This is a genomic window from Nonomuraea sp. NPDC050404, assembly GCF_040655495.1.
In the GTDB taxonomy this organism is placed as follows: Bacteria; Actinomycetota; Actinomycetes; order Streptosporangiales; family Streptosporangiaceae; genus Nonomuraea.
In genome coordinates this window covers 42,283-59,316 of the sequence record NZ_JBFAKB010000045.1, presented here as the reverse complement: position 1 = coordinate 59,316, position 17,034 = coordinate 42,283, and the positions used below count along the sequence as shown (strand labels likewise).

The window sequence follows — 17,034 nt, the reverse complement described above, 5'->3', positions numbered from 1 at the left end:
ACGCCGGCTGCGGGGCTCACGCTCCCGTGCGGTGGTGGCTCGGGGAGACGCCGCGCACCCGTTTGAAGGCCACGCTGAGCGCGAACGCGTTGGCGTAGCCGACGTGCCGGGCGACCGAGTCGATCGTGGTGCCGGAGGAGCGCAGGAGGTCGGCGGCGAGCGCCATCCGCCAGCCGGTGATGTACGTCATGGGCGGCTCCCCCACCAGCGTGGCGAACCGGCGGGCGAACGACGCGCGCGAGGCGCCCACCTTCTCGGCCAGCGAGGCCACCGTCCACGGACGGGCCGGGTCGTCATGGATCAGTCGCAGCGCCGGGCCGACCAGCGGATCGCTCTGCGCCCGGTACCAGCCGGGCGCCTTTGCCTCGGGGCGGGCGAACCAGGCGCGCAGGGTCGCGATGAGCGCGAGGTCCAGCAGCCGGTCGAGGACCACCTGCTGGCCGGGCCCGTCGCCGCTGACCTCCTGGGCCAGCAGCTCCATGACCGGGGCCTGCGTGCTCAATCGCGGCACGTGCACGACGTCCGGCAGAGCCTTCATGAGCCGGTCGCTCACGTCCCCGCTGACCTGGTACGTCCCGCTGGCCACGATCGCCGAGCCGTCCGGGGACTGCCCGCTCGTACGCGGCCCGAGCCGCAGCTCGTCGGTGATGTCGACGCCGTCCACGGTGGTCAGGCGGTTGCCCGGGTGCACGACGGTCTCCGGCGGGGTGGCCGGGTCGTCGGCGATCGTGTACGGCTGCGGCCCCTTGATGATGGCCACGTCCCCCGTGCGCATCAGCACCGGCGCGCCGTCGTCGGGCACGATCCAGGCGTGCCCGCGCAGCGTGGTGGCCAGCGCGAGCATCGCCCCGTCGGCGATCCGCATCGACCAGGGCGGTTCGAGGATCGCCCGGCAGAACGCCGCACTGCGGGCGCGGACGCCATCGAGGAGGTCGGCGAGCGGGTCCACCCCTTCAGCGTAGACGGACAGAAATGAAAAGAAGAGTCCCGAATATGGATCGTCTTCCGCCGGGAGCGTTCACTGGGCCGTAACGCACCACGGAGGGAGGCAACGTGTCAACGATCGTCATGACCGGCGGCACTTCGGGCTTCGGCGCGATCGCCGCCGAACGGCTGGCGGCGGCGGGTGGTGTGCGGCTCATTCTCGGCGCGCGCCGCCCGGCCGCCGCGTTCGAGTCGGTTCCGCTCGACCTGACGGAGCTCGGCTCGGTGCGCGCCTTCGCGGAGTCGGTACGCGGGCGGCTGGGCGGCTCCCCCATCGACGCCCTGCTGCTCAACGCCGGCATCATCCTGCCCGACGTGACCGGGCGGACCGCCGACGGGTTCGAGACCACGTTCGCCGTCAATCATCTCGCGCACTATCTGCTGGCGCGCCTGCTGCTGCCCGCCCTGGCCGACAAGGCGATCGTCGTGCTGACCACGAGCGGCACGCACGACCCCGGCACGAACGCCGGGCTGGTGCCGCCGCGGCACGCCGACGCCGGACTGCTGGCCGACCCCGATCGCGACCCCGGCCGCGACTCCCGGCCGCGCAGGGCGGGCCAGCACGCCTACACCGCGTCCAAGTTGTGTGCCGTGCTCAGCGCACGATCGTTGTCCGCGCGCGGGCTCACGGTGATCGCCTACGATCCGGGACAGGTGTTCGGCACGGGGCTGGCCAAGGACCTGCCGCTGCCCTTGCGCACGGCCTGGTCGCTGCTCGGCGCGTCGGTGCTGGGATGGCCGCTGAGCAGGGTCAATCGGCATCTCAACAGCCGCGCCGCCGCGGGCAGGACGCTGGGCGACCTGGCGCTCGGCCTCGCCACGCCACCGGAGGGCCAGGTGTACGCGGCCCTGCGGCGCGGACGGCTCACCTGGCCGGCCCCTTCGGAGCAGGCCCGCAGCGACGAGCTGGCGCGGGTGTTGTGGAACGACAGCGCCGGGCTCGTCGGGCTGCCGGCCCGCTGACGTCACCCGTACGATTTGGCGACCCCGTCGAGCAGGTGCTCCAGCGTGTCGTAGGAGGGGATGTCGACCACGTCGATGAGGTCGGTCGCGACGGGCACGTCGTGCTCGGCGGCGAACTTGGCCAGCGTACTCGTGTCACCGGCCCGGAATCCGTGCTCGGCGGCGAGCCCGCGCAGCTCGGGGTCGGTGCTCAGCAGGCGTCCCACGCGGTCGCCCGAGGCGTTGAGCGGCACCAGCGTGTGCTTGGACAACACGGTCGGCGACGGGTACATCAGCACCATCCCGGGCTTGGTCTGCCCGCGCGTGGCCGCGTCGACGAACTGCGACTCGTAGATCCAGACCATCGGCGCCGGGCCCATGCCCACGGTGAGGTACTCGTTGAACGGGCCCTCGGAGGTGTTGTCGGTATAGCCCTGGCCGGTGAAGAGCCGCGTCACCAGGGGCAGCACCTTCTTCTCCGCCGCGGCGCCGTGCACGACCTTGTTGCCGTTGGCGACATAGCCGGCGATCGCCAGGTACATGGCCGCGGAGTTGGACGTGCGCGGGTCGGTGGTGGAGATCAGGATGTTCTTGCCGACGGGGTAGGCGGTGTTGCCCTTGAGCCGGTTCCACTGCTTGTCGGAGGCGACGAGGTCGAGGTAGCGGCCGACGTCGAGGGTCGGAACGGGTTTCCGTTTCACCACGCCCGCCTTGGCGAGCAGGTCGGCGATGGGCTGGAACGTCGCGATCGCCATGGGCGAGGAGAACGGTGTGTACTTGGTGCCGATCTTGCGCTTGCGCTGGATGTACTCGCCCGCCGGAGCGCTGGAGGGGAAGGCGAAGTCGTAGCTCCCGAGGTCGGGCGAGGTGGCGATCTGGCGGGAGCCCGCCGTCGTCACCTCGACCTTGACCCCCTCGGCGGCCAGGGCCCGCGTCACCCGCGGGTCCTCGAAGAAGGACTTCTTCTCCGAGCCGATCACGCCACGCACGAGCGTGAGCGCGGGTGCGGACGGGGGCGCCGGCGCGGGCTCCTGCCCGAGGTTCACGATGACCACGGCGGCGACCACGGCGATCACCACCACGCCCGCGCCGATCGGCAGCAGCAACTTTCCGCCCCGTGCCGTTCCCGCCGCTGCCTGCGCCGACGAGCCGGCCTCGGCCGGTGCCGTCACCGTTGCGGGCTCGCTCGTCGTGATCTGTGCGGTCAGCTCGGCGCGGGCAACGCGTTCTGCCAGTACGGGGACGAATTCCCGGACGGGGAAACCGTCGAACCGCCGATGGGCCGCCCCCATCGCCTCCTCGACCCGTTCTGCGGAATGAACACCGGCGAAGACCTGAATCAGATGGTCGGTCGTCCTGCGTATCGCCTGTTGCTCGCGGAGGGCCTCGACACTCACCAATTTCTCCCCGACATCGCATGGTCAGAAATCGCGGCAGGCTGCCGTGCCTGCATGCGCGTCGAAGCCCAACCCTATAGGGGTTTTCGGCCAGGTTGATAACCAGTCAGGACCTCCATTCAAATTCGCGGCAAATGACGTCCGGCGCATCGAGCCGCAATTGTTTGTTCATAAAAGCGATCGCCCCGTTCACCATTGAGACCGTCCGAAGGGAGACCACCGCTGTTCACGAGAAGTTCCCTGTGGCGTTCTACCCTGGCGGGCCAGGAGGGCTTCGATCGTCCGGAGCCCGCACCAGATCTCCGGAGGAATCTTGCGCAGCACACGTCGGCCCGCGCAGGCCATCGCGGCCGCGGCGGCCATCGCCCTGCTCGGCCTGGCCGTCCCCACGGCGGACGCGGCTACCGGGGCGGCGGTCCCGGACCGTCCGGCACACGGGGGCGGCGCCCGCTGTTCGGCCGGCGCCTCGCTGCTCGGCTTCACCGACAGCCTGGACAAGACCACGTTCGAGGGCACGCCGGTGGCCGGGCTGTCGGCCATCGCGCCCACCCGGGAGTCGCGGGCACTGGCGCTGGTGGACAACACCGGCACCGTCCCCGCCCGCCTGTACGACCTCGCCCTTGGCTCCCGCCGGGGCAAGGGCCTGACGGCCGAGGTACGGGGCATGACGACGCTGCGGCGGCCGGACGGCGTGCCGTACACGGGCGGCGACTTCGACGGCGAGGGGCTCGTCGCGGAGCGTGGCGGGCGGACCGTGCTGGCCAGCTCCGAGACCGAGCCGTCGATCCGGCGGTTCAGGCTCTCCGACGGCCGGCAGGTCGCCGAGTTCGAGGTGCCGGACAGGTTCCGGGTCGCCCCGGCCGGGCAGGCGGCGACCAACCAGACCTTCGAAGCGCTGGCGGGCACGCCCGACGGGCGGGTGTTGTACGCCGGCATGGAGGGCCCGCTGTCCGCCGACGGCCGCGACGCCGAGAACAGGGGCCTGCAGCGGATCCTGCGGTACGAGGGCAAGCCGGGCCGCGACTACGCGCCGGCGGCCCAGCACGCCTACCGCACCGACCCCGGCCTGGGGCTGGTCGAACTGGCGGCGCTCGGCGACGGGCAGCTGCTGGCTCTGGAACGCGGTTTCACCAGCGGGGTGGGGAACACGGTCCGGGTGTACCGGGTCTCCGCGCGTGGCGTGCCGGACGTCTCCGGTGTTGAGTCGCTGGCCACGCTCACCGACCAGCGTTCCTGGCTCGGCAAGCAGTTGCTGTTCGACCTCGCCGACTGCCCGCCTTCCGAGGCTACCGCCAAGCAGCCGCAGCCCAACCCGCTGCTGGACAACGTCGAGGGCATGGCACTGGGCGACCGCCTGCCCGGCAACCGCCGCACGCTCCACCTGATCTCCGACGACAACAACAACGCCACCCAGATCACCCGCGTGTACGCCCTGAGCATCCGCCTCCCACACTGAACCGGCCCCGCCCCGGTGGCGGCCCCGCCCTTGTGCGCGGGCCGTCCCGGTGGCGGGCCATTCTTGTGGGCGGGCCATTCTTGTGGGCGGGCCATCCTCGTGGGCGGGCCACCCTCGTGGGCGGGCCACCCTCGTGGGCGGGCCACCCTCGTGGGCGGGCCACCCTCGTGGGCGGGCCACCCTTGAACGGGCCGTCCTGGTGGCGGGCGGCCGGTTAGCCGCGTGGCGGGGCGGTGGCCGTTACCAGGGCATGGCCAGGTGAGCGGGTGAGCTCTTGCCAGGGGCCGGCGGCACATCCCGCCGCCTCCAGCCACCCCCGGATCGTCTCCGCCGGATACAGCCCGCCTGCCTGGGTGTGCCACAGGTTGAGCGAGAATCCCGCTGCGAAGGCGAGGTCGGCGGGGTTGCCGCCGCGTTCGGGCAGGCTCTCCATGACGACCAGCAGACCTCCGGCCCGCAGTGTCCCCGCCGCCCTGGCGACCAGCGCGACGGCGTCGGGCGCGGCGAACCCGTGCAGCACGTTGAACAGCACGGTCACGTCCTGCTCACCCGGCAGGTCGGCGGTGAGCACGTCAGCGGCCCGCCACGTCAGCCTCCCTGCCGGCCTCCCCGTCAGCCTCTCCGCCGAACGTTCCGTGACGGCGCTGTCGATGACCGTGCCCGACAGCCCAGGGTGGGCCCGGCAGAACGCCTCGGCGTACAGGCCGTGGCCGCCGCCCAGGTCGAGCAGGCTCTTTCCGCCCTCCGGCAACGGCACCAGCGAGACGACCTCTTCCGCCAGCCACTCGGCCATGCCGCGCTGCAGGTCGTGGAAGGCGGAGGAGAGGTCGGGGCGGGTGGCGAGCCAGGTGTAGAAGCCGCCCGGCGGGGTGCCTGAGCGGACCGCGTCCGCGAGCCCTCCCCACTGCTCCTCCACGATGGTCTGCCAAAGCCCGAGGATCCGGCCGTAGTCGACGGGCGAGGCCGAGCAGAGCCAGGCCGCCGTCGCGGCCGTGTTGGCGTACCGGCCGTCGTGGCGTTCCACGTACCCCGTGGCACGCAGCAGTCCGAGCAGCTCGCCCAGCCCGCCGGGGTCGGCGCCGACGGCGGCGGCCAGCTCGTCCGACGTCAGCGGTCCGGCGGCGAGCACGTCGAACAGCCCCAGCGAACGCGCGGCCCTGACGGCGTGGCAGGCCATGAGGCCGATCAGATCCAGCATCGGCGCGGGGGCCTCACCCCGGCGGAAGGCGGCGGCCTCGTGCGGTGACAGGTCAACGGGCATGAGGTTCCTCTCAGACGACGGGACGGCGACGACTCAGGGCCGGGCGCGGCTCAGGGATGGAGGCGGCTCAGGAATGGGGGACGGTGCAGGCTCGGGGGGTTCAGGGGCGGGGGGTGGTTCAGGGGCGGGGGGTGGGGACCGGCTCGGGTGATAGGGACGGGGTCGGGGGGTGGTCGAGTCGGCGCAGGGCGGGCAGTGCGGCCAGGATGGTGGCCACGGCCAGCAGGAGCAGGCCGTCGAGCAGCAGGACGAGGGCGATCCCGCGGCCCTCGCCGACGCCGACGATCAGGCCCGCGCTGCCGGCGAGCGCCCCGCCGGGCAGCAGGGCCGGGTTCAGCAGGTGCTCCGCGACGGGCGCGGCCAGCAGGTAACCTACGGGGACGGCGGCCGAGCCGAGCGTGTGCACGGTGCCCATGGCCCGTCCCAGCACGGAGGGGTCGATGCGGCTCTGCAGTACGGCGTGCGCGCAGCCGTTCACCACGGGCAGCGTGAACAGGAACCCGGCGGCGGCCAGCCCCACCAGCAGCGGCGACGGGCTCAGCGAGTGCAGCACGAGGAAGACCCCGCCGAGCGCCATGAACGCCGTCATCCCGGCGATCCTGCGGCGCGGCCCGCCCCAGGCGCCCATGACGAGGCCGCCCGCGAGCATGCCCGCTCCCCCGGCGAACATCAGCACGCCCAGCACCCCGGGGTCGGCGAAGGACAGGATCAGCGGCTGCACCAGCACCCCGGCGACGGCAAAGGTGAAGTTGAACCCGGTCAGCGCCGCCACCAGCGCCCCCAGCCCGGCCTGAGCGCGCAGGTGCCGCAGACCGGCCCCGAGATCCTCCAGCACAGCGGGCCGCAGCCCGGCCCCGGCATTGCGTTCGGCCGCGCTGTTGGACTCGGCATTGCGTTCGGCCGCGCTGTTGGACTCGGCATTGCGTTCGGCCGCGCTGTTGGACTCGGCATTGCGTTCGGCCGCGGCGTTGGGCTCCGCATTGCGGTCGGCCGTGGCGTTGGGGCGTAGGACCGCTGTGGGTAACCTGATCAGGAGTAGAGCCAGCATGGCCAGGCCGAAGGTGGTCAGGTCCAGCACCACCACTCCGGCCATCCCCACTGTGGCCAGAAGCGTTGCGCCGAGGACGGGGGCGGCGATCTGGATGCCGGTGGACAGGTGCATGAGCCCGTTGGCGCGGCCCAGGTGCCGTTCGGGGATCAGCAGTGGCGTCATGGCCTGGTAGGCGGTCAGGTGGAAGACGCCGCACGCGCCGCCGACCGCGCCCGCCAGGGCGACGTGCCACACGGCCAGCGCCTGCGTCCAGATGAGCACGGCGACGGCGGCCGTCGCCAGCGCCGCCAGGGAGTCGGTGACGATCATCACCCTGCGCCGGTCGAACCGGTCGACGATCACCCCCGCGAACGGCCCGATGAGGATGCCCGGCAGCATGCCGCTGAGCACGACCAGCGCGAACTCCGTCGGCGAGCCGGTGCTCTGGTACACCCAGACGCCCAGCACGAAGGTGGTGAGGCTGGAGCCGACGGACGACAGCAGCGAAGCCGTCCAGATGAGGGCGAACTTGAGGATGTTCATGCGGGAGCCGCCTCGGCCAGGTGATCGGCGTAGCGCCGGATGAGTGCGTGGTCGGCGGGCGGGCACACGATCCCGGCGCGGGCCAGGACCCGCTCGGTGTGACGGCAGTCGAACGCGGGCCGCCGCGGCTGCGGGGCCGCCCCCGACAGCACCGTCGCGAACGGCGCCATCGGACTGTCCGCGCCCAGCTCACGGGCCCGTTCCCGCCAGGTGTCCCAGGGCACGCACGCGCGGTCCAGTGCCTTGGCGATCTCCCGATAGGTGATCGTCGCGCCGTTGTGATAATGGAAGTCGCCGACTGCGGCGGGATCGGCGACCAGGTGCGCGATGCCCGCCGCGACGTGGTCCACGGGCGCCAGATCCTCCTCGGCCGGCAGGTCGGGCACCATGCCGAGGCGTACGCACGTGGCCAGCAGCCGGCCGAAGTAGTCTTCCGCGTTGCCCGTGCCAGTACGGCTGTGCCCGCTGACCCTGGCGGGCCGGTGCACGACGACCGGCAGTCCCTCGTCCCTGGCCCGGCGTACCAGGCGGTCGGCCACCCACTTGCTCTGGTCGTAGCCCGTCTCCAGCCCGGCCGGATCGTCGGGGGCGGTCGTCTCGGTCACCACCCGGTCCCGGTGAGCCAGGCCCAGGAAGACGCCGAGGGTGGAGACGAAGTGCAGGCGCGCGCCACCGAGCCCGGCCAGCCGGACGGCTTCGAGCGTGCCGCCGACGTTGACCGGGCGCATGCGCAGGAAGCTCGCGTGGAAGTTCACCTGACCGCCGTTGTGACAGATCACCTCCACCGCGCCGGCCAGCTCCGCGAACCGCTCCCGCTCCAGCCCGAACCGGGGCGCCCGCAGGTCGCCGGGCAGCCCCCGCAGCCTGCCCGGCGACCCGTCCAGCCCGTATGACCGCAGGTTGTCCAGTACGCGCTGCCGGGCCTGTCGCTCGTCGGCGGCCCTGACCAGGCAGATGATCTCGGCGTCGGTACGCGCCAGCAACTCGCCGATGAGATGGGCGCCAAGAAAACCGGTGGCCCCGGTCAACAAGATCGCCCGCCCGGCCCGCGCCGGCAATGCGGACGGCAGCCCAACCGAGCGGGACCTGTCCGGCGATTCGGCCGGTGGACGCGCCGTGCTGTGCCCGGCCGAGGGTGTGGCCGGGCGTAGGACGAGATCGGGTGGCAGTGTGGTGAACGGTTCGAGGTCGAGGTGTTCCTCTTCGCGCCCGCCGTCCACGGCGGCGGCGAGCTCGGCCAGGTCCGCGGTTTCCAGCAGCGTGCGCAGTGACACGTCCGTGCCGAGCTCGCGCTTGATCTCCGCCGCGACCCGGGCGGCGAGCAGGGAATGGCCGCCCACCTCGAAGAAGTTGTCCGACCTGCGCACGTCACGCACGCCGATGACGCGCCGCCACACCTCGGCCAGCACCGCCTCCGTACCGCTCGCAGGCTCCTCACCCGCCGGCGCCGGCACGGGCGGCAGCGCGGCCTGATCCACCTTTCCGTGGGTGGTGCGCGGAATGGCGGCGACCATCACGAACGCCGCCGGCACGAGATACCCGGGCAGCCGTTCACGCAGAAACGCCCGCAGGACCCCCGGTGTCAGCCCCGGCGCGATCGGCCCGTCCAGCGCGGCCGGCGCGCGCACGCTTCCCGAGGCGACCGGCTCGGGCGCCGCCCCCGAGGTGATCGGCTCCGGTGCGGTTGGCGCGGGCGGGGCCGATCCTGGCGTGGTTGTGGCCGCGTAGGCGATGAGCTGTTGGCCGGAAACGACGACGGCGCTGTCGGTGACGAGCGGGTGGGTCATGATCGCGTGCTCGATCTCGGCCGGTTCGATCCGATGGCCCCGGATCTTCACCTGGCGGTCGCGCCGGCCCAGGAACTCGATCGCGCCACCGGGCCGTACCCGCGCCAGATCGCCCGTCCGATACAGGCGCGCCCCAAGGGGGCCTTCGGGGTCGGGTGCGAAGGCCGCCGCCGTGAGGGCGGGCTCGCCGGAATAGCCGTCCGCCAGACCGGCCCCGCCCAGGCACAGCTCGCCCACGCCGCCGATCGGCGTCACCCGTCCCGACCGGTTCAGGACGCGGGCCCGTACGTGCGGCAGCGGCGTGCCGATCGGCACCCGGCCCAGCGGCCCGAGCTCGTCCGTGCCGCCGATCCGGTGCACGGTGGCGCAGACTGTGGCCTCGGTGGGCCCGTAGTGGTTGAACAGGACGCACCTGCCCCGGGTGACCCGCTGCCAGGTGCGTACGTCCTCGACCGGGACTTCCTCGCCGCCCACCATCATGATCTCGACCGGCCAGCCCTCGGGGACGCCCGTGCCGTCGAGGTCGGCCACCCAGCGCCGCCACAACGCCACGGGTGCGTCAACGGCGGTGACACCGTACTCGACGCAGAAACGCACCAGCTCCGCGCCGTCCAGCCGGGCGGGCTCGGGGTGGATGACCAGCGTGCCGCCCGAGGTGAGCATGGGGAACAGGTCGCCGACCGAGGCATCGAAGGTGAGCGGCGGCAACATGAGCACCCGGTGCCCCGGCCCGAAGCCGTGCACGTCGACGAACGCGCGGGTGAACTCGGCGACGGCGCCGTGCGGCACCTGTACACCCTTGGGCGTGCCCGTGGAGCCCGAAGTGAAGATCACGTAAGCCGGATCCCCCGGTCGCACCCGCCGGCCACCGGCCGCCTGCGCGGCGCCACCGCCCGGGATCGGCACCTTCGTGCCCGCGAAGGTGTTCAGCTCGGCCAGTCTGCCGGGCGGCGCGACCACCGCGACCGCCCGCGCCCTGCGCAGCAGCAGTTCCGCCCTGGCGGGCGGATGGCCGGGGTCGAGCGGCAGGTACGCGGCCCCGGCGAGCAGGATGCCGACGACGGCGGCGATCCCGTCCGGGCCGGCCGGAAGCGACACGCCCACCACCGCGCGCCCGTCGCCGGACTCGGCGAGTGGCTCCAGCTGTGCCGCCAGCTCAAGGGCCCGTGCCATCAAGCCGCCGTACGACAGGCACTCCCCCTGGGCCAGGACTGCGGGATGGTCCGGGGTTCGCCGGGCCTGCCGAGCAACCAGGTCCGCCACGCTTTCAAAGCCCTGGGATGGCGGTGTGGTGCGGTGGCCGGGGCCGGTGGTGAAGGGGATTCGGCTCACGGGCAGGTCCGGGTCGCCGGTGAGGGCTTCGACGGCGGTGGTCAGGTGGGCTGCCAGGGCCGCCACGGTGTCCGCGTCGAACAGGTCGGTCGCGTAGTCGAGGTACAGCTCGATGTCGTCCCCGACCGTGACGAACAGGGTGAGGTCGAAGCGGGCCTCGGGGGCGGGAAGTTCCCAGTGTTCGATCAGCAGGTCGCCGGCCGCCCGTACGCGGTCGTCCAGGTGGTCCATGACGAGCATGACCTGGAAGAGCGGATTGTGGCTGAGGTCGCGGCGGCCCCCGGTCAGCTCCACCACCTCGTCGAACGGGGTGCCGCCGTGCGCGAGGGCCTCGGCCACGGCGCGCCGGGACCGCCGGAGGAGGTCGGCGACGGTCGGGTCGCCGCCGAGGTCCAGCCGCAGCGCGACGGTGTTGGCGAACATGCCGACCGTCTGGGCGAACTCCCGCGTCCTGCGGCCGTCCATCGGGCATCCAATCACGACGTCGTCCTGGTCGGCGCACCTGCCCAGCGTGACGCCCAGGGCGGCCAGCACCATGGCGTACACCGTCGTCCTGGCCCTGCGCGCGCCGTCCACCAGGCCGTCCCGCAGGTGGGCGGGCAGGGTCCAGCTGTGCCGCGCGCCACGCCCGCTCGGTACGGCGGGGCGGGGCCGGTCGGTCGGCAACCCCAGCAGGGACGGCGCACCGGCCAGCCGGGAACGCCAGTAGTCGCGATCGGCCGCGGCACGTTCCCGGCCGACCCTGCCGAGCCAGGCGACGTACTCGGAGAACGCGACGGGCGTGAGGGGTTCGGAGTCGGAGCCGGAGCCGGAGTCGGAGCCGGAGCCGGAGTCGGAGTCGGAGTCGGAGTCGGAGTCGGAGTCGGAGTCGGAGTCGGAGTCGGAGTCGGCGGTCAGGGTGTCGTACAGCTCGGTGAAGAGGATCTGCAGGGAGCGGCCGTCGCAGATCGTGTGGTGCAGGCACAACACCAGCACGTGATCATCGGGTGCCAGCCGGACCAACAGCGCCCGCATCAGCGAGGTCCGGCCGCGTGCGAACGGCCGGGTCACGAACGCGTCGCACACCGCGCGCGCCGCCGCCTCACCCCCAACCGCCGCCTCGCCCGCGACCGCCGCCTCACCCCGGACCGCCGTTTCGCCCCCGACCGCCGCCTCGCTCCCGGCCGCCACTTCGTCCCCGACCACCATGTCGTCCCCTACCACCACAAGCTCCAGCTCCACGTCCACCGTCTCGCTGACGATCTGGAGCGCGGGCCCGTCCCCGGCGTCGGCCGGTCGGGTGCGCAGTGCCTCGTGCCTGGCGGCCAGGCGGTTCAGCGCAAGGCGGAGCCGGTCGGGGTCCAGGGGGCCGCGTAGCCGGTGTCCGTCCCACACGTGGTAGGCGGAGGGGTTGCGCCCGGCGTGGCGCAGGAACCACAACCGTTCCTGGGCGGGTGTCAGCGGGAAGCTCAGGTCCGTCATGGCTTGGCCACCAGGTCCCGCAGATGTCCGGGCACCTGCTCGCCGAACAGATCGCGGTACGCGGCCGCGTGCGCCTCGTCGGAGATCAGGAACGGCAGGTCGGTCGGCACCATGTGCCTGATCACCAGCATCGGCACCGGGCTGCGCAGCGGACGAAAGTCCGGGTTCCACAGCCCGGCCTTGTCCGGGGGCCCGTCGTGGAACTCGCCGATCATCAGGCCGTGGACGACGTAGGCGTCCTTGAGCTCACGTTGCGCGGCGTCGATCACCGGCCGGGCATCCCGCATGCCGGGCAGCAGGACGAGGATGGTCGTCGACTGCGCGGCGGGCCTGCCCTGCGGGGCGAGGTCGAGGAACCAGTCACGGTAGGGCGCGAGCGCGGCGCTCAGTGACTCGACGGTGTGGCCGCCGCCCGGCTGTACGGCCAGCAGGAACGTCCTGCGGTCGAGGGAGGACTGGGCGTACGGGCAGACCGGCCCGCGCCGCCCCAACTCGGGGTGTGGCCGGCACAGGTAAGCCCGCGCCCACGCGACGACGGCCCGCAGGTCGGCCCGGTGCTCGGCGACCAGGGGATGGGAAACGCGGCCCGATTCCCACCCAACCTCCAGGTCCTGCGGGTGGAGGACGTGCCCGGCCTCGACGTCCTGCGAGTGAAGGACGTGCCCGGCCTCCAGGTCCTGCGGGTCGAACAGGACGAGGGAGGCGTCGTGCGGATGTCTGATCATCGAGGTGTCCTCTCGGAGCGTCGCCCGAGAACGGCGAGCAGGCCGGCCACGGCGACGCCCGCCCCGGCCGCGGCCAGGGCGGCGGCCACCGCGGCGGCCGCCCGGTCCTGGCGCCGGGCGCGTCGCAGCGCCTCGCCGTAGGGCACGGTGGTGTGCGAGACGAGCGTGTACAGCGGCACCCAGGTACGCGGGAACGCCTTGTGCAGCATCAGGTCCAGGCGCTTCCTGGCCAGGCGCAACGGCGAGCGCATGCCGTCGCGCAACTCCAGGAAGTTCTGCGCCGACAACTCGGCCAGCACGTCGGTGTGCGGCTTGCGGGCGCTCTCGTAGGCGGCGAAGGCGGCCCGCCGGTCGTGCGGGTGCCGGCCCAGCATGCGGTCGAGGGTCAGGCAGTCCTCGAAGGAGGCGTTCATGCCCTGGCCGTAGAAGGGGTAGACGGCGTGGGCGGCGTCGCCGACCAGGACCGTGGTGTCGCGGTGGTGCCAGGGCGCGGTGCGTACGGTGGTGAGGTGTGCCATCGGGGCCTCCGACGCCTGCTCGTCGAGGTCGGGCACGAGCTCGGCCAGGCGGGGGAACGCCTCGGACACCGGGTCGGGCGGCTGTTCGAGCGGCAGGAACAGGGTGCAGGTCAGACTGTTGTCGATGTTGGGGTGGGCGACGCCGAGGCCGCGCTCCCCCGGCCACAGGTGCAGCGCCTCCAGCGGGATCGCGGGCCCGCCGCCGGGTGCGGCGCGGATGGTGATCTCCTTGTAGCCCCATTCGAGGTACTCGCGGCTGAAGCCGGCCGGGAGCCCGCGCTGCATCTCGGTCCGTACGAGCGAGGACGCGCCGTCGGCGCCGACCACGAAGTCCGCGGCCAGCCGCCGCCCGTCCTCCAGGGTGACGGCGGCGCCGTCCCTGTCGAGGGCGGCGCACCGGGTCTCGAAGCGCAGCCGTACGCCGGGCTGCTTCTCGGCGTGCTCGACCAGCAGGCAGGCCAGCGCGTCCCGGTTGATCGAGTGCAGGATCTGGGACGGGTCCTTGCCGTAGGGGTAGAACGCCGGCCGCTTGCCGGCGACGTGCACCATGCGGCCGCGCATGGGCACGGACAGCCGCTCGGCCTCCTGCCACAGGCCCGCCTCGCGCAGGGCGGCGATCGCGCGGGCCGACATGCCCAGGTTGATGGATCGGCCGCTGTCATTGCGGGCCGAGCGGGGGTCCGGCCGGCGTTCCACCAGCTCGACCCCGTATCCACGGCGGGCGAGCAGGCCGGCCAGCAGGGGGCCGGCCAGGCCGGCGCCGACGATGACGACGTTGGTGCCCACGGCCCGCTCACCCCCCGCCGCGCGCGCTCAGCGGACGCAGATCGGTCCAAACGGTCTCTATGTGCGCCAGGCACTCCTCGCGGGTCCCGGCGAAACCGGCCGCCCGCCAGCCGGGAGGCAGCTCCCGGTCCGCGGGCCAGACGGAGTACTGCTCTTCGTGGTTGACAACCACCAGAACGTCGCTCATACCTTCTCCTCAAGAGCGCGCCGATCGATCTTTCCGTTCGGGGTCAGTGGCAGGGCCTCCAGGCGGATCACCCGGGTCGGCACCATGTACGCGGGCAGGCGCGCGGCCAGCCGGGCCCGCAGGTCGGGACATTCGCCGGCCACGAACGCCACCAGCGCGTCGCCGGACACGGCCGCGACCGCCTGCCGTACCCCGGGCAGCTCGTCCATGGCGGCCTCCACCTCGCCGAGTTCCACCCGGTGGCCGCGCACCTTGACCTGGGTGTCGGCCCGGTGCAGGAATTCCAGGGCGCCGCCGGTGCGCCGCACGATGTCGCCGGTCAGGTAGAGCCTGCCGCCGGGCTCGCCGTGGGGGTCGGGGACGAACCGTTCGGCGGTCAGGGCGGGCCGGCCGAGGTAGCCGTCGGCCACGCACACGCCGCCGATGGCGAGCTCGCCCTGGCCGGCCGGGTTCAGCCGGTCGTCAACGACGTGGACGGTGGCGCCGGGCAGCGGGTCGCCGAGCGAGATCGTCTCCGGTTCCGGTGGCACCTCCCAGGAGGTGGCCCAGACGGCCGCCTCGGTCGGGCCGTACATGTTGATGAGCCGTCCCACGCGGGGGCGCAGGTCTCTGGCCAGGGCGGTGGGCAGCGCCTCGCCGCCCACCAGCGCGGTCAGGCGCGGGCCGCGGAACCCGGTGTACAGCAGGACCCGCCAGCCGGACGGGGTGGCCTGCATGTGGGTGACGCCCTCGCGCTCGATCAGCGCGGCGAGGTGTTTGCCGAGGATCGCGGCCTTGGGCTCGACGAGGACCAGCCGCCCTCCGGTGACGAGCGGCAGGTAGATCTCGGGTACGGACATGTCGAAGGTGAGGGAGGCGGCCGAGAGCCAGACGTCGCCGGCCGTCGAGGCCACCAGTTCGCGCATGCCGGCCAGGAGGTTGGCCAGCGCCCGGTGCGAGACGATCACCCCTTTGGGGCGGCCGGTCGAGCCCGAGGTGTAGATCACGTACGCCGGGGACGAGGGCGGCCCGGGGACGTACGACGGCGGCGAGCCGCCCCCGGGCTCTCCGAGTCTCAGCACCGGCACGGCGGTCGTGACCGGTTCGCCCTCCGTCACCAGCAGCCGCGCGCCGGAGTCCGCCAGCACGAGCTCGATCCGTGCCGACGGGTGCGCGGGGTCGAGCGGCAGGTAGGCCGCGCCGGTCCGCAGCACGGCGAGCATCGCCGTCACGCAGGCCGCCGTCTTGCCCGCGCAGATGCCGACGAGCGATCCGGGCCCGGCCCCGGCCGCGGCAAGCCCGGCGGCCAGCCGGTCCACGGCCGAGTCCAGCTCGGCGTAGGTCAGGCGGTCGTCGCCGCAGACCAGAGCGATCCGGTCCGGGGTGCTCGCCGCCTGCCGGGAGAACAACTCAACAACGTTTGGGAACGCTCCCAATTTTGGCATGGTCCACTCCGGTGACAGGTCCGGTCGAGTCAGGAGTTCAGCAGGGCTTCGACGGCCTCGGCGGCCGGCCGCAGTCCCGGCTGCGCGGCCTGCGCGTACGTGGCGGCTCTTGCCCGATAACCATCGGCGACCAGCGCCTCACGCAGCAGGGGCACGATCTCCCCGGGTGTCCACCGCCGCTCGGGCAGCCAGGACCCGAGCCCCAGCCTGGCCAGCCGCATGCCGTTGTCGGAACGGTCGAAACCGTGCGCGAGCAGGACCTGCGGGACCCCCGCGGCCACGGCCCGCACGGCGGTGCCGATGCCGCCGTGGTGCAGCACCGCGCGGGCACGTGCCATGACCTGGTGAAAGGGCAGATGCGCGAACCAGGAGACGCCGTCGGGCAGGCGTTCGGGCACGAGGTCCCGATGCCTGGCCACGACCAGGGCGGGAACCCGCGCGGCCGCGCACGCCGCCACCGCGGCCGGGTAGAACCGCTCGTGGATCATGCGCCCGGTCCCGCCGGTCACGATCACCGCGCCACGGTCGAGCAGCCGCCCGGCCTCCGGCGGGACCGGCTCGACGAAGGTGTCGTCGCCGTAGGGCGCGCCGGTCAGGCGCACCCGCGACGGCGCGGGGACGCCGGCCCGGTCGAACCATTCCGGCCACAGGCCCAGGTGCAGCCGGGCGGAGGTGAACCATGCGGCCCAGTCGTCCACCGGCGCCAGCCCGAGCATCGCGCGGACGGCGTCGAGCCGGTCGCTCATGCTCTGCCGGTACATGTGCACGGCGGCCCTTTCCGACATGTACTGCAGCGGCGTCACGGCTATCCAGGCGGTCGGCACCTCCAGCGCCTCGCCGGCGAAGAGCGTCGAGATCGCCGTGGTGTGGCGGCCGACGAACACCGTCTCGCCGGGCACGTGCCGGGCCTTGAGCACCTCGCACTCGAACCTGATCTGGTCGAACAGCCCGCTGGCGTCGTAGAAGCGCCGCCAGCGCTCCAGGCCGGCGCCGAGCAGCAGCGGCGTGTCCGCCAGGTAGCGCTCGTAGTCGCGCTCGGTGTCGATGGGCGTGAACTCCAGACCCTCGCGCCGCGCCACCGCCTCGAAGGGCGCGTGCGTGAGGATCTCCACCCGGTGCCCGCGCCCCCGCAGGATCCGTCCCAGGCTCACGAACGGCAGGACATCGCCGTGCGTGCCGTGGGTGACCATGATCACGGTCG

12 protein-coding genes are annotated in these 17,034 nt (G+C 73.0%); 2 read left to right on the top strand and 10 right to left on the bottom strand.

Features of this window, described 5'->3' with window-relative positions; translation table 11 throughout:
• Nucleotides 1–16: 16 nt before the first annotated feature.
• A complete protein-coding gene (locus AB0I81_RS59680; protein ID WP_360678528.1) occupies nucleotides 17–949 on the bottom strand; it encodes an AraC family transcriptional regulator in 933 nt (310 codons plus the stop codon).
• A 104-nt stretch (nucleotides 950–1,053) separates the two neighbouring features.
• On the opposite strand from AB0I81_RS59680, the gene AB0I81_RS59675 reads away from it, so the two are divergent.
• Nucleotides 1,054–1,947 (top strand): SDR family NAD(P)-dependent oxidoreductase, encoded by an 894-nt coding sequence (locus AB0I81_RS59675; protein WP_360678526.1) that lies wholly within the window; start codon nucleotides 1,054–1,056, stop codon nucleotides 1,945–1,947.
• Nucleotides 1,948–1,949: 2 nt separating this feature from the next.
• On the opposite strand, the gene AB0I81_RS59670 is transcribed toward AB0I81_RS59675, so the two are convergent.
• Nucleotides 1,950–3,323: a three-helix bundle dimerization domain-containing protein gene (locus AB0I81_RS59670; RefSeq protein ID WP_360678524.1), complete on the bottom strand. Its 1,374-nt coding sequence runs from the start codon at nucleotides 3,321–3,323 to the stop codon at nucleotides 1,950–1,952.
• A gap of 313 nt (nucleotides 3,324–3,636) precedes the next feature.
• Here AB0I81_RS59670 and AB0I81_RS59665 point away from each other — a divergent pair, with 313 nt between their 5' ends.
• Complete coding sequence (locus tag AB0I81_RS59665; protein ID WP_360678522.1) at nucleotides 3,637–4,779, top strand: esterase-like activity of phytase family protein; 1,143 nt, start codon at nucleotides 3,637–3,639, stop codon at nucleotides 4,777–4,779.
• Nucleotides 4,780–4,993: 214 nt separating this feature from the next.
• Here AB0I81_RS59665 and AB0I81_RS59660 read toward each other — a convergent pair whose 3' ends face one another.
• The 8 genes from AB0I81_RS59660 to AB0I81_RS59625 all read right to left on the bottom strand — a co-directional run bounded on the left by AB0I81_RS59660 (nucleotide 4,994) and on the right by AB0I81_RS59625 (nucleotide 17,029).
• Nucleotides 4,994–6,040, bottom strand: coding sequence for a methyltransferase (locus tag AB0I81_RS59660; protein WP_360678520.1), 1,047 nt, complete (start codon nucleotides 6,038–6,040; stop codon nucleotides 4,994–4,996).
• 118 nt (nucleotides 6,041–6,158) lie between these two features.
• Entirely contained in the window at nucleotides 6,159–7,613 is a 1,455-nt protein-coding gene (locus AB0I81_RS59655) for an MFS transporter (RefSeq protein ID WP_360678518.1), read from the bottom strand.
• A complete protein-coding gene (locus AB0I81_RS59650) occupies nucleotides 7,610–12,193 on the bottom strand; it encodes an amino acid adenylation domain-containing protein (protein ID WP_360678516.1) in 4,584 nt (1,527 codons plus the stop codon). The genes AB0I81_RS59655 and AB0I81_RS59650 overlap by 4 nt, the downstream gene beginning before the upstream one ends.
• Nucleotides 12,190–12,918 carry a DUF6875 domain-containing protein gene (locus tag AB0I81_RS59645; RefSeq protein ID WP_360678514.1) on the bottom strand — a complete coding sequence of 243 codons (729 nt, stop codon included), beginning with the start codon at nucleotides 12,916–12,918 and terminating at the stop codon, nucleotides 12,190–12,192. Before AB0I81_RS59645 ends, AB0I81_RS59650 begins: the two co-directional genes overlap by 4 nt.
• Nucleotides 12,915–14,222: an NAD(P)/FAD-dependent oxidoreductase gene (locus AB0I81_RS59640; RefSeq protein WP_360678512.1), complete on the bottom strand. Its 1,308-nt coding sequence runs from the start codon at nucleotides 14,220–14,222 to the stop codon at nucleotides 12,915–12,917. Before AB0I81_RS59640 ends, AB0I81_RS59645 begins: the two co-directional genes overlap by 4 nt.
• Before the next feature lie 7 nt (nucleotides 14,223–14,229).
• The gene (locus AB0I81_RS59635; protein WP_360678510.1) at nucleotides 14,230–14,409 is read right to left on the bottom strand and encodes an MbtH family protein; all 180 of its coding nucleotides are present in this window, start codon (nucleotides 14,407–14,409) and stop codon (nucleotides 14,230–14,232) included.
• Nucleotides 14,406–15,824 (bottom strand): amino acid adenylation domain-containing protein, encoded by a 1,419-nt coding sequence (locus AB0I81_RS59630; RefSeq protein WP_360678508.1) that lies wholly within the window; start codon nucleotides 15,822–15,824, stop codon nucleotides 14,406–14,408. The genes AB0I81_RS59635 and AB0I81_RS59630 overlap by 4 nt, the downstream gene beginning before the upstream one ends.
• A gap of 38 nt (nucleotides 15,825–15,862) precedes the next feature.
• Entirely contained in the window at nucleotides 15,863–17,029 is a 1,167-nt protein-coding gene (locus AB0I81_RS59625; RefSeq protein ID WP_360678582.1) for a nucleotide disphospho-sugar-binding domain-containing protein, read from the bottom strand.
• Nucleotides 17,030–17,034: the final 5 nt, after the last annotated feature.